Annotated in this window: 9 protein-coding genes; 2 read left to right on the forward strand and 7 right to left on the reverse strand. The window is 36.3% G+C overall.

Annotation, left to right across the window (positions count from 1 at the left end):
- Positions 1–3: 3 nt before the first annotated feature.
- From recG to AC2A1G_RS00560, 5 genes are all read right to left on the reverse strand, one after another.
- Complete coding sequence (gene recG, locus AC2A1G_RS00540; protein WP_484045489.1) at positions 4–2112, reverse strand: ATP-dependent DNA helicase RecG; 2109 nt, start codon at positions 2110–2112, stop codon at positions 4–6.
- A 260-nt stretch (positions 2113–2372) separates the two neighbouring features.
- Positions 2373–2906, reverse strand: coding sequence for a thioredoxin family protein (locus tag AC2A1G_RS00545; protein ID WP_484045013.1), 534 nt, complete (start codon positions 2904–2906; stop codon positions 2373–2375).
- A 21-nt stretch (positions 2907–2927) separates the two neighbouring features.
- Positions 2928–4601, reverse strand: a complete 1674-nt coding sequence (locus AC2A1G_RS00550; RefSeq protein ID WP_484045014.1) for a peptide MFS transporter — start codon at positions 4599–4601, stop codon at positions 2928–2930.
- Between the two features lie 178 nt (positions 4602–4779).
- The gene (locus tag AC2A1G_RS00555; RefSeq protein WP_484045015.1) at positions 4780–6309 is read right to left on the reverse strand and encodes a peptide MFS transporter; all 1530 of its coding nucleotides are present in this window, start codon (positions 6307–6309) and stop codon (positions 4780–4782) included.
- 135 nt (positions 6310–6444) lie between these two features.
- Positions 6445–8097 carry a peptide MFS transporter gene (locus AC2A1G_RS00560; RefSeq protein ID WP_484045016.1) on the reverse strand — a complete coding sequence of 551 codons (1653 nt, stop codon included), beginning with the start codon at positions 8095–8097 and terminating at the stop codon, positions 6445–6447.
- A gap of 86 nt (positions 8098–8183) precedes the next feature.
- Here AC2A1G_RS00560 and AC2A1G_RS00565 point away from each other — a divergent pair, with 86 nt between their 5' ends.
- Positions 8184–8429: a hypothetical protein gene (locus AC2A1G_RS00565; RefSeq protein ID WP_484045017.1), complete on the forward strand. Its 246-nt coding sequence runs from the start codon at positions 8184–8186 to the stop codon at positions 8427–8429.
- A gap of 62 nt (positions 8430–8491) precedes the next feature.
- Here AC2A1G_RS00565 and AC2A1G_RS00570 read toward each other — a convergent pair whose 3' ends face one another.
- A complete protein-coding gene (locus tag AC2A1G_RS00570) occupies positions 8492–10621 on the reverse strand; it encodes a S9 family peptidase (protein ID WP_484045018.1) in 2130 nt (709 codons plus the stop codon).
- Between the two features lie 114 nt (positions 10622–10735).
- On the opposite strand from AC2A1G_RS00570, the gene AC2A1G_RS00575 reads away from it, so the two are divergent.
- Positions 10736–11212, forward strand: coding sequence for a hypothetical protein (locus tag AC2A1G_RS00575; protein ID WP_484045019.1), 477 nt, complete (start codon positions 10736–10738; stop codon positions 11210–11212).
- 94 nt (positions 11213–11306) lie between these two features.
- On the opposite strand, the gene glgP is transcribed toward AC2A1G_RS00575, so the two are convergent.
- Entirely contained in the window at positions 11307–12965 is a 1659-nt protein-coding gene (gene glgP, locus AC2A1G_RS00580) for an alpha-glucan family phosphorylase (protein ID WP_484045020.1), read from the reverse strand.
- Positions 12966–13121 lie beyond the last annotated feature (156 nt).

Raw genomic sequence — 13121 nt, forward strand, 5'->3', positions numbered from 1 at the left:
TTTTTATGAAATCTTACTCCACTTATTCTTCCCCTTATAATACTGCAGATAATAATTTTTAATAATCTGATGCTCGCTTCTCGACAGTAATGGATCGGTTTCAAGAATTTTTTCAACCAGACTTTTGGTATTTTTAATAATCGCCGAATCATTCACCAAATCCAGCTTTTTAAAATCAACCACGCCGCTTTGTTGAGTTCCCAAAATATCACCGGGACCACGCAATTGCATATCAACTTCAGAAATTTTGAACCCATCATTGGTTTCGGTCATGGTTTTAATTCTCGTTCGGCTGTCTGAGGACAATTTATCCGATGTCATTAGGATGCAGTAACTCTGTTCACCACCTCTTCCAACGCGGCCTCTCAGCTGATGAAGTTGTGACAAACCGAATCTTTCCGAACTTTCAATCACCATCACAGAAGCATTTGGAACATTCACACCGACTTCGATTACCGTTGTAGCAACCATAATCTGCGATTTTCCGGATGCGAAATAATTCATCGCTGCATCTTTTTCGTCAGGTTTCATTTTTCCGTGAAGCATCGTGACGTTGTAGTTTGAAAAGTTATCCATCACGCTTTCCAGACCTTCCATGAGATTTTTGTAATCCAAAGTCTCAGATTCTTCGATTAATGGGTACACGAAATAAATCTGTCTGCCTTTCCGAATTTCTTCATGACAGAAATTGTAAACGTAAGCTCTATCTTTTTCTCTTCTGTGAGCCGTGATAATCGGTTTTCTTCCGACAGGCATTTCATCAATCACAGAAACATCCAGATCAGAATAAAAACTCATCGCTAAAGTCCGTGGAATCGGCGTTGCAGTCATGACCAGAATGTGTGGCGGAATTTTATTCTTTGCCCAAAGTTTTGCCCTTTGAGCCACTCCAAACCGATGTTGTTCATCAATAATGGCTAAACCAAGGTTTTTAAATTTCACTTTATCTTCCAAAACAGCGTGCGTTCCAATTAAAATGGAAAGTTCACCGTTTTCAAGTTCTTCATGAATGATTTTTCTTGCAGAAGCCTTTACAGAACCCGTTAGAATGCTGACTTTGATTTCCGTATCTTTCAATAAATCTTTTATTCCGGCAAAATGTTGCTGGGCAAGAATTTCTGTCGGAGACATCAGACAGCTTTGAAAACCGTTGTCCATGGCAATCAGCATCGTCAGCAAAGCAACCATCGTCTTTCCCGAACCCACGTCGCCCTGCAACAATCTGTTCATTTGGATAGGCTTTTTCATATCAATCCTGATTTCCTTTAAAACTCTTTTTTGCGCATTCGTCAGTTCAAAAGGAAGATGATTTTCGTAAAATCCCGTAAAATAATCACCGACGATCGGGAATGGATTTCCGTGTGATTTTGTTTTGTGATGTGCTTTTTTTAAACCAAAACCCAGTTGAAAAAAGAATGATTCTTCAAACTTCAAACGGGAATCTGCCTTGTCAAGATGCTGTTGATTTTTCGGGAAATGAATATTGAGAAACGTATGTTGCCTCGATAAAAAATGATAGTGCCGAATCATGTATTCCGGAAGATTTTCCTGAATGAGATTGGGGATTTCTCTGCAGATAATTTTTAAAATATTTTGGAAGAATTTCTGACTTAAACCTCTCTTGCTGAGTTTTTCGGAACTTGGATAAATGGGAGTTAATCTTGTTTCAGTTTCCTTGTTTTCTTCAGCTTCAATTTCAGGATGGGGCATCGAAAACTGGTTGTTGAAAGCATTAATTTTTCCGAAAATAAATATCTCTTTATTCACAGGAATCTGCTCCTTCAGCCATTTTGAATACTGAAACCAAACCAAATCCATCGTTCCAGTGTGGTCGTTAAATCTTGCTGAAAGTCTTTTAATTTTTCCCGTCTGAATTTCCTGAACAGATGTTATTTTTCCTTTCAGCTGAACTTCAATATTGCTTTCCTGAAGCATTGAAACTGTCAGGATTTTACTTTTATCCAAGTATCGGATAGGGTAGAAGTTCAGAAAATCTTCCACAACAGAAATTCCCAGCACATTTTTGATGAGCTTGGCGCGTTCGGAACCGATTCCTTTTACAAATTCTATGGGAGTTTCTAAAGTCAGAACTGAATTTTTTGAAGCACGAATTTCGGGAAAATTTAGTAATAAAAAAAGCTTTCGATTGAAAGCTTGATTGTTTTACTTCTCTCGCAGATCATGCAGATAGAGCAGATTTTAAATTGAATGAAATTGCAAAGATGTCAACTAAAATCAATTTAAATTTAAAATGTTTCTTTAAAAATATTGCCACGAATAAACGAATGAGTTTGAAACATTTCAAAACAATTTAATTCGTGAATTCGTGGCAATTTACAGCCAAAAGCTAAAAGCGATCCGCCATCCGCCAACTACTCTTTTATCTTAGACTTAAATTTTTTCTGATAATCTTCCCACTCAGCCTGAGTTTTAAATTTTTTATGAAGATCTCCCGAAATGAAAACAAGGTAAGGCTCCAGCTCTTTGGCAGTCAGTTCGCCCTGTAACATGGTAATCGGACGACCGGTTTCATCCAACAAAGCCGTTGTGGGAACTGCATTCACATTCATAAACTGAGTAAATTCGTGAAGTGAATTTCTTCCTCTTTTCTGAGAAGTGTTTTCATTTGAAAATTTCCTTCCGTAAACTTCTATCGTTTTTCTATCCTCAGCATTGAATTTTACAGGATAGTAACTCGTGTTGAGAATATCGTATATCACGGCGTTTCCGTAGGTTTTTTTATCCATAATTTTACACGGTCCGCACCAGTCTGCATAGAAGTCGATGAGTATTTTTTTGGGTTGTGTTTTCTGGGCTTCAAGTGCTTCTTCAATCGTCATCCATTTTACCTGAGAAAAGGCGAAAACAGATTGAATAATGAAGAGTAAAGCGAATATTTTTTTCATAATTAATTTAAAATTAAATCGTTAGCGGACTTCCTGCATCAGTTTTTTCACCCACGGAGATATCAAAATCAGTACCACTCCGGCAATCACAGCGTAGAGGCCGAGCTGTTTGTAGCCTTCGGTATACGTGATGAGCGCATCAAGATTGGTAGAGCCTTCTTTGGCATCAGCAAGTCCAGCACCGATTATTCCGGCAACGTACTGTCCGTAGGCAGAGGCGAGAAACCACATTCCCATCATCATTCCCTGAAGATTTTTGGTGGAAAGTTTGGTCATAATTGATAGACCAATTGGGGAAAGGCATAATTCACCTAAAGTAATAACTAAAAGTGCTAAGGTGAAGAAGTTTAATGAAGTAATTCCCTGCAAATCCGCAAATAATCTTGTGGCAAACAAAACGTAATATCCTAAGCCCAAAAATATAAAACCAAGACCGAATTTGATAATGGTATTGGGCTCTATTTTCTTTTTGCTCATCCAGATCCACAACAATCCGAGTAAAGGCGCAAGAAAAATGATAAAGAAAGCACCTCCGGAATTATTAACCCCATTAGGATCTAAACCTAAAAGGTCTTTATTTAAATTTTTTGCTGCAAAGATACTCAGCGAGCCGCCGCTCTGCTCATAAATTCCCCAAAAAAGGATTGAAAATATAATAAAAATCAGAGCTGCCCAAAGTTTATTTCTCTCTGCTGAAGTTACTTTTGACATTTCGTAAAACAGATAAATCAATGTCAGCGGTCCCACGGTCCACATAAAATAATCGGTGTATTCAGGAACGGAAACCATCAGCATGATGACTGGGATTAATGCCAGAGAAATAAGATAGACGGCATATTTTAAAAATTTCCCTCCCAAATAAATCAGATAAGATGTTGCAGCAAATAATGCAGTAAAAGCTACTAGACTTAAAACAATTTTCACAGCGTCATCTTTAAAGATGCTGCTGTCTAAAAATCTGATAAACATTCTTGCCATAAATAAATAGGCAAGAATTGCAATGATGCCAAACTTTTTAACATTTTTCTTTATTGAAAGCTGTACCAATTCAGGTTCTAAACCAATTGTTCCCAAACTTCTCTGGGTAAATACGAAATTAATTAAACTGATTACCATCACAATTGCTGCTAAACCGAAAGCCACATTCCATCTCAGTCCTTCAGGAATAATGCTGCCGAACAATTCACCTTTTCCAATGGCGATGCATAAATAACCACCCAGCAACGCACCAAGGTTTATTCCGGCATAAAAAAGAGAGAAACCTGCATCGGCTCGTGAGTCGTTTGGTTTATAAAGTTGTCCAACCATTGAGGAAATATTGGGTTTGAAAAAACCTGTTCCAACTACTGTGAAAGCGATTCCCAAAAAGAAAAACTGATGTGGATCTGCGGCTAGAATCAAACTACCGACAATCATCAGAAGTCCTCCCCAAAACAGCGATTTTCTGAACCCTAAAATTTTATCAGCGAAAAGTCCACCTACAAATGTAAATGCGTATACAAATGCCTGAGTCGCACCGTACTGAAGATTGGCTTCTTTTTCGTGGAAATTGAGCTGTGAAATCATAAAGAAAACCAGCATTCCGCGCATTCCGTAGAAGCAGAATCTTTCCCACATTTCAGAGAAAAAGAGTGACCAGATTTGTTTTGGGTATTTTCCTTTGAAATTTTGGATTTCGTCGATGGTTAGGTTCATGGGTAATAATTGATGAATGATTATTGATAATTGATTTGTGACTCAGTGGGTCATGAATTTTTTATCGAAGAACAGGTATTAAATTTAAAACAAATATCCTCGAAAATTTCCATCTTACGAATGTAAAAAAAACCTCTGAAAAATCAGAGGTTTTGTATAATTTAAAATTTGTTTAAAATTATTTAGCTAATTCTTCAGCCATACCCAACTTATCGTTATGCATCATTTTTTGTAGCCAAGAACTTATTACAAATAAGATTGCAGCGGCTGCACCTGTCATTACAATGAACACCATAAAGAATTCATAAAGATTGGTGATCTGATAACCTAAAATTGATGGATTTACAACCGGACCTGTCGTGGCTTCAGCACCAGCAGTGGGAGGTATCAAGGCGCTCAGGGTTCCTGCGAATTTGTTTGCGGCAGCATTAGCAAGAAACCATGTTCCCATCAATAAAGATGAAAGTCTTAGTGGTGCTAATTTTGAAACCATTGATAATCCGATTGGGGATAAACACAGTTCCCCCATTGTGTGGATTATATAAAGTGAAATAAGCCACCACATTGAAACTTTATCATCTATTCCAAGTCCCTTCACGGCAATTGCAATAACGACATATCCTAAAGCAACTAAGGCTAAACCTAAAGCCATCTTTTTAGGAGAAGAAGGTTCCAGTTTTCTAATGTATAAAAATCCCCAAATCAGTGAGAATATTGGAGCTAAAGCGATAACAGCCAAAGGATTAACAGATTGAAAATATGAAGCGGGCATTTCCCAGCCAAAAAGACTTCTCTCTGTCTGACGGTCTGCAAATAAAGTAAGTGATGCTCCAGCCTGCTCAAAAGCTCCCCAAAAGAAAATTACGAAGAATGCCAAAATGAAAACTACCATTATTCTCTGCATCTCAACTTTTGTAAGACTTTTATCAGTTAAAATAAGTATTGGCATTGCTACCATAGCACCGTATATAAAGTAGCTGATAATATCAATGTCACTTTTAAACATCTGTTTGAAGTTCAACATGAAAAATATGATTGCTATTGAACCTACAATCATACCAATACTTTTAGCATCAAGTTTTTTAACGGGCAAACCAATCGCTTTTCCTTCTTCAGATATAAGATATTTTTTCTGACCTAAAATAAATGCTACCAAACCAAGCAACATTCCGACACCTGCAGCTAAGAAACCCCATTTGAAATCCATAGAGCCACAAACCAAAGGAGAGAAAAATGCTCCCAGATTAATACCCATATAAAAAATGGTAAACGCACTGTCAATCCTTCTGTCATTTGCCGGATATAACTGCCCTACCATTGTAGAGATATTCGGTTTAAAAAAACCATTTCCGATGATGATGGAAGTAAGACCTATCCACATTAAAGTGATTCCGCCATTCGTACCGGCAGATGCACTGAAGAACATAAAAAACTGACCGATTGCCATCAATAAACCACCAATAACAATACTTCTTCTGTTTCCTAAAAACTTATCACATAGATACCCTCCTAAAAGTGGTGTCAAATAAACTAATCCCGTGTAACTTCCGTATATTTCAGATGCGTCCGCATCTTTCATCAGTAATACTTTGGTCATAAACAGAATGAAGATTGCTCTCATTCCATAATAGCTGAATCTCTCCCACATTTCCGTGAAAAATAGAAAGTAAAGACCTTTAGGATGACCTTTCTTTTGTGCTGTATCCATATATACTTGTTAAATTTTTGTTAAGACCCACAAATATAGTTTTTTTTGGGTTTTTGGCAAGTTTTAATTTTTATTTTAAACAAAAAAGCTGCAGAAGAATCTGCAGCTTAGGTTATGTTGATTGAGAATAAGAATTTAATTAACTCCTTTTTCCTTCATTATTTTATTTAATCTTTTTAAAATGGATAAGCCTAAAAGTGTTGCTAACAATAACAATCCAAAATTAACGATAAAGAAATTGGCTTTGTTATCGTAATCATACCAGAAACTGGCTAAAACTCCCGAAAGTTTGTTCCCGATAGATGTAGAAAGGAAAAATCCTCCCATCATTAATGCTGTCAATCTTGGCGGAGAAAGTTTTGATACCAAAGACAGTCCCATAGGCGAAAGACAAAGTTCACCGACTGTAATTACACCATAAGCTGCAACGAGCCATAAAGCTGAAACTTTTACCAGACCGTTTTGTCCCGCATATACGGCTCCCACCATGACCAGGCAAGATAATGCTGAAATGAAAAGTCCCAAAACAATTTTTGAAGGCGTGCTTGGTTCTTTCCCTTTTCGGCGAAGCATCATGAAAAATGCAACCACAACTGGAGTCAGTAAAATAACCCAACCCGGATTGATGGACTGAAATAGTTCTGTATTGTATAAACTCACTTGTTGTGCAGGATTTGCCTCAAGTTTGGCTCTCTCTGTCGCTGAAATATTTCTAAAGTAGATATCTTTCCCCTGTTCTTTGATCGCATCGCCAGCTTCATTCTTTTTCACCTGATACTGATTATCGTAGACCGAAACTTCCTGATCTTTATAATCTTTTATATCAACCAGATAAATTGATTCCAACGGTTTTTCGAGTGGGGCAGGAATGGTTCTGTCTGTGTAATTTTTAGCCCAACGGGTCAATGCTGTTCCGTTTTGTTTGAAAACTGCCCAAAACATTAAACTTACTGCAAAAATTGCCAGTAATGCACCAATAGGTTTTTTGTCTTCTGAATTGGCTTTTACATAAAGCATTACGTAGAAATAAATCACCGGAACACAGGCGAAAATAAATGCGTCTGTGCTGTCACTTCCGAAAATATTGTTTGGAATAAACCATCCAATCAAACCAAAAATTACTGCAGGTAAAAATACTTTCACCAAAACATCAGAAATTTTGGTATCACCATCCTGAGCAGGTTTTAAAATGTTTGCCTGAAGAATATGTTGTCTGCCGATGGTAAAAACTATTAAACCAACAAACATCCCTACTCCTGCCGTCATAAAAGCCGGTCCCCATCCATATTTATTTCGCATAAAGGCAGCGATGATATTACAGACAAATGCACCGATGTTGATTCCCATGTAGAAAATGTTGTAACCCGCATCTTTATTGGCTTTGTAAGGTTCTTCGTTGTATAAATTTCCCAGAAGAGTCGAAATACTTGGCTTAAAAAATCCGTTTCCAACGATGATTAGTGCTAAAGAAGCGTAAAACAGAGGCAATTCTTTAAAAAGACCAATCCCAAGATAGCCCAATCCCATTAGAAATCCTCCGATATAGATTGCTTTTACATATCCTAAAACTCTGTCGGCCAAAAATCCACCTAAAAATGGGGTCAAATAGGTTAATGCTATAAAAGTTCCGAAAATATCATCAGCACTTTTATCGTCAAAAGCCAGTCCGCCTTTCTCGCTGTCGATCATGTAGAGTACAAAAATTCCGAGAATCAGATAATATCCGAAACGTTCCCACATTTCTGTGAAGAATAAATAGGGAAGTCCCTTTGGGTGTTTGCTTTTCATGAATATAATTTTTTTACAATTTCACAAATATAATTTTTTTAAAACAATATTTGAATTTTATTAACTTTGAGTAAAATTTAAGTGACATGGATATTACAATTGAAGAAATAGAAAAAAATCTGAGATCACTTCCAAAAGAATTTTTTGGACAGGTTAATGACTATATTGATCTGTTAAAATCTAAAGCAAATGTCGAAACTGATTGGGCTGATCATTTAACTGATGCTCAAAAGCAGTCGATTGAGAGAGGGATTGACGATATTAAAAATGGAAGAATGCATTCTCATGAAGAAGCTAAAAGAAAAATTAAACAATATCTTTTAGAAAAATAAAAATTCCGAACCTCAATCTGAGATTCGGAATTTTTATCTTCCAACTTCCAATTTCCATCTCCCTACAAATTCTCCAAAATAAAATCTGTCATCTTCTGATAGAGTTGCGGTCTTGTCTGGCCACCATAAATTCCGTGGTTTTTATCCGGGTAAGCCATAAATTCAAACTGTTTTTTGTTTTGAATCAAAGCTTCAGAAAACTCCATAGAATTCTGGAAATGTACGTTGTCATCAGCAGTTCCGTGGATTAAAAGGAATTTACCTTTCAACAGATTTGCATAAGTTGTAGGCGAATTGTCATCATATCCTGCAGGATTTTCCTGTGGAGTCAGTAAAAATCTTTCGGTGTAAACAGAATCGTAATATCTCCAGTTCGTCACCGGTGCGACAGCAATCCCTGTTTTGAAAACATCAGCACCTTTCGTCAATGCTAAACTCGCCATATATCCACCAAAACTCCAACCGAAAATTCCGATTCTTGATTTGTCGATATACGATTGATTTCCAAACCATTTTGCGGCAGTGATCTGATCTTCGATTTCGTATTTTCCTAAGTTTTTGTAAGTAACTTTTTTAAATTTCGCACCTTTGTAACCTGTTCCACGACCATCTACACAGGCAATGATGTAACCTTTTTGAGCCAGCATTTCAAACCAGAATGTATTTCCGTTATCCCACGAATTGGAAACCTGCTGTGAGCCCGGACCGGAATATTGATACATGAATAGAGGGTATTTTTTGTTTTTATCAAAGTTTTTAGGTTTAATAATCCATGCATTCATCTGATCTCCGGCTTCGTTTGGAATCGTGATGAATTCTTTTACAGTGAAATTATCCTGCTGCAATTTTTGAAGCTGAGCTTCGTTGTTCTGAAGTTCTTTCAACTGCTTTCCGTTACCATCTTTTAAAACAAAAGTGTAAGGTTTTGCAACCGTAGAAGAAGTTTCAATGAAATAATTATAATTTTTGCTAAAATTTGCAGCGTTGTTTCCTTCAGCATTGGAAATCAACTGAGATTTTCCGTTTTGAATATTGATTTTAGAAACGACTTTATTGATGCTTCCTTTTTCAGTTGTCTGAACGAAAACTTCTTTTGTTTTTGGATTAAATCCGTAATATTCAGTGACTTCCCAGTTTCCTTTTGTAATTTGTTTTTTCAGTTTACCATCTTTGTCGTACCAGTACAAATGTCTGAAACCATCTCTTTCAGAAGCCCAAAGGAAAGAATTGTCTTCCATGAATTCTAAAGTTACGTTATCAGTATCAATCCACTTTTCATCGGTTTCGGTAAACAATTTTGTCGCCTGTCCGGTTTTGGTATTTACTTTTAAAACATCCGATGCATTCTGAGTTCTCTGAGAAGTAATTAAAACGATTTCATCCGGATTTGAAGTTTGAATCACATTCGGAATGTAATAATTTTTAAAACTGTCTAGGTTTACTTTGGTTTTTTTACCGTCAGAAAGTTGATAAATATGCGCTGTAGCAATTGAGTTTTTTTCTCCGGCTTTTGGATATTTGTAACGCATTTCCGTTGGATAAAGCGATTTTCCATACATCGGAATATAGATTTCCGGAACATCAGTTTCAACCAGTTTTACAAATAGAATATCTGCCGAATTTTTCGTCCATTCATATAATCTTGCATGACCGAATTCTTCTTCATAAACCCAATCAGCCAAGCCATTCAATACTTTATTTTTCACGCCGTGTTGCGTAATCTGAGTGATTTTTCCTGAATTTAAATCCTGGTAAAACAAGTTATTGTCAACAATGAAAGAAATTTTCGTCGCATCAGGAGAAAATCTTGGTTCCTGAACGGCTTTTCCTTCATTCAGGCTCATTAGTTTTCCTGATTTTAAATCCTTAATATCGTATTTTCCTAAAAAAGAATGTCTGTAAATTGGCTGACTTTCTTTTAGTAAAAGAATTTTAGATTCATCATCAGAAAACTCATAGCTTTCAAAATTTCCGTCTACCAAATTGCCTTCTTTCTGAGAGGTTTTGTAAGAGTATTTTGCAATGCCGCCCTGTTCAATGACCAGATAATTTTCACCGTTTTTCATGGATGCAATTCCTGCAATTCCTTTTCCGCGGTAATAACCTGAATATATTTTGTCTAAAGTAATTTCCTGCGCATTCACGCTTTGGAATACAGCAGCGATGCTGAGTGTAAGTATAAGTTTTTTCATTTTTAAAATAAAAGGATTCCAAATATAACATTTTTAATAAAATTTTGGTCAAACAATATTTTAGTTCCGTTTTGGCAAAAAAATTGAATTAAAATTCTAATTAAATAAATAATTATGGAAACGAACAAAGACAAAAAACTGAACCGATACGAACTGGCAAACGAAGTTTTATATACAGGTTTTGCAGATTTTAAAGCTGCCGAACTTTATGCAAAAGAAAATAACGGGAAATTGATGGAAGTAGCGTTCAAAGATGGGAATGATAATCCTGTTGAAACTCAGGAAGCAGGTTTAATTGAGAAAAAGCTGCACTATTTTGTTGATGCAGGACCAGAATATAAATTTATACATTCATCTGACGAAGGTTTTAAACAGTACGCAGATGAGTTGCAGAAAATTAAAGCAAAATTGAATCAATCTCCGCCGGATGAAAGATATCTGGCAAATTTTGAAATTGAAAACGCCGAAGATCCCATAGTTGTTCTGAAAAATGATCAATTTGAATCTGTAACCTCAAGAGAGCGTTCAAAATATCTGAAACATGCCAATGTCTACGAAATTGCGGTTTCAAAAGCCAAATCAGAACTTTAGAAAATTAAATTATTATCATCATAAAATGAGCCCGAACAAAACGTTCGGGCTCATTTATTTATAAAGCTTTTTCAAACTTAACCTTAACCTTAACCTAAAGATTATACAGCATTTTGTAGTATTCATCAGCCATACGGTCAGAATTGAATTGGTCTTTTACATCATTCATGGCATTGTACTGAATTTTTCTCCATTTATCCGGACTGTCGTAATAGGTCGGAAGAATTTCTTTCTCAAGAATTTCATAGAGTTTATTTAAGTCGTAATTATCCTGCTCATAAATACTCATGTTAGCATAATCCGCTTTGGGAACAACGAAAGAGTTTTCTCCATGTTTTGCGTATTCAGGAATCCAGCCGTCATCGGTAGAAAGGTTTACGCTACCATTCATAGACGCTGTCATACCTGAGGTTCCCGAAGCTTCTCTTGGTACACGGGGATTGTTTAACCATAAATCTGAACCTTGTTTTAAAGATTTGCTTAAAGCCAATTCATAACCCGTGAGAACCGCCATATTTTTATTGTTCTTGCTTTCTTCCACCAGAGAATTGAAGGTAGAAATCGCAGAATAATCCATCGGATAAGGCTTTCCAGCCCAAATTACCTGAATAGGATATTTTGAGTGATTCAAAAGTGAATAAAATCTTGATTTATCATGCAAAAGCAAATCTGCTCTTTTATAACCTGCAAATCTTCTTGCCCAAACGATTGTAAAAATATTCGGATCGAAAAGATTTCCGGTTTGGTCTGCTACAATTTTGAAAAGTCTCTTTTTCAGAAGTTTCTTGCGGTAATCAAACATCGTTTCGTTGTTCTCATCCTTTGCGTTGTACAAAGGCTTATCACTCCAATATTTGAATTCCTGGGCGTTGGTGATCGATTTTATTTCGCAGATTCCATCGTATTTGCTCCACATTTCGCGGGAAACAACACCATGAAGCTGAGAAACTCCGTTGGCAATTTTTGCCATTTTCAGAGCACACAATGAGTGATTGAAACGCTCATCATCAGAACCCTCAATTTTGTTTACTTCTTCTAAACTTAAGCCCGAAAAATAAGACATTTCATAGCAAAGTCTTCGGTTGTGCTTTTCGTTTCCGGCTTCTTCAGGCGTGTGAGTAGTGAAAACCAGTTTCTCTTTTACCTTTTTTAGATCTCCGTTAAATTTTTTCAACAAGTGAAAAGCTGCCGGCAAACCGTGAGCTTCATTTAAATGATAAATATCTCTGTCTAAATTTATTTCTTCTAAAAGTCTTGCACCACCTTTTCCCAAAAGAATGTACTGAGCCAATTTTGTAGACTCGTTGGCGTCGTACAGTTTATGAGAAATCGTTTTTGAAACATGATCGTTTTCAGGAACATCCGTGGAAAGGAAAAACATGGGTGCTGTGTTGAAGATTTCCGGGTCAAGATAGAAGACCTTTACCCAAACCGGTGCACTGTGAATTTCAATCTGAAATTTAATGCCTGTATCTTCCAGAAAACTGTACATTTTCTTTGTCCACGTTGGTTGCAATGTCTGATCATGGTTTCTTGCCTGATCGTAGTAACCGAATTTCCAGAGAATGCCGATTCCTACGAGATCCTGCTTTAAATTGTAGGCACTTCTCATATGCGAGCCAGCCAGAAATCCTAAACCTCCGGAATATATTTTAAGAACCTGCTCGATGGCAAATTCCATTGAAAAATAAGCGACTTTTTTTGTGTATTGCTGGTTTACAGCGTAAGGTATTTTGAAGTTTTTGAAATCCATTTTGTGTTAATAAATATTTTAGATATTAAACAAATGTAATTATTATCGAAATAAATTGATTGTTAAATAATTAATAATTTAAAATTTTAAAATCATTTCAATTGAAAAAATCACTACATTTAACTTGTAAATTTTTGATAATCAAAATGTTTATGC

The organism is Chryseobacterium sp. HNCC26DJ240 (genome assembly GCF_057180485.1).

Coding starts and splice junctions, on each gene's coding strand:
- AC2A1G_RS00545 (WP_484045013.1), bottom strand. CDS start 2,906: ATGAAAAAAATATTCGCTTTACTCTTCATTATTCAATCTGTTTTCGCC.
- AC2A1G_RS00550 (WP_484045014.1), bottom strand. CDS start 4,601: ATGAACCTAACCATCGACGAAATCCAAAATTTCAAAGGAAAATACCCA.
- AC2A1G_RS00555 (WP_484045015.1), bottom strand. CDS start 6,309: ATGGATACAGCACAAAAGAAAGGTCATCCTAAAGGTCTTTACTTTCTA.
- AC2A1G_RS00560 (WP_484045016.1), bottom strand. CDS start 8,097: ATGAAAAGCAAACACCCAAAGGGACTTCCCTATTTATTCTTCACAGAA.
- AC2A1G_RS00565 (WP_484045017.1), top strand. CDS start 8,184: ATGGATATTACAATTGAAGAAATAGAAAAAAATCTGAGATCACTTCCA.
- AC2A1G_RS00570 (WP_484045018.1), bottom strand. CDS start 10,621: ATGAAAAAACTTATACTTACACTCAGCATCGCTGCTGTATTCCAAAGC.
- AC2A1G_RS00575 (WP_484045019.1), top strand. CDS start 10,736: ATGGAAACGAACAAAGACAAAAAACTGAACCGATACGAACTGGCAAAC.
- glgP (WP_484045020.1), bottom strand. CDS start 12,965: ATGGATTTCAAAAACTTCAAAATACCTTACGCTGTAAACCAGCAATAC.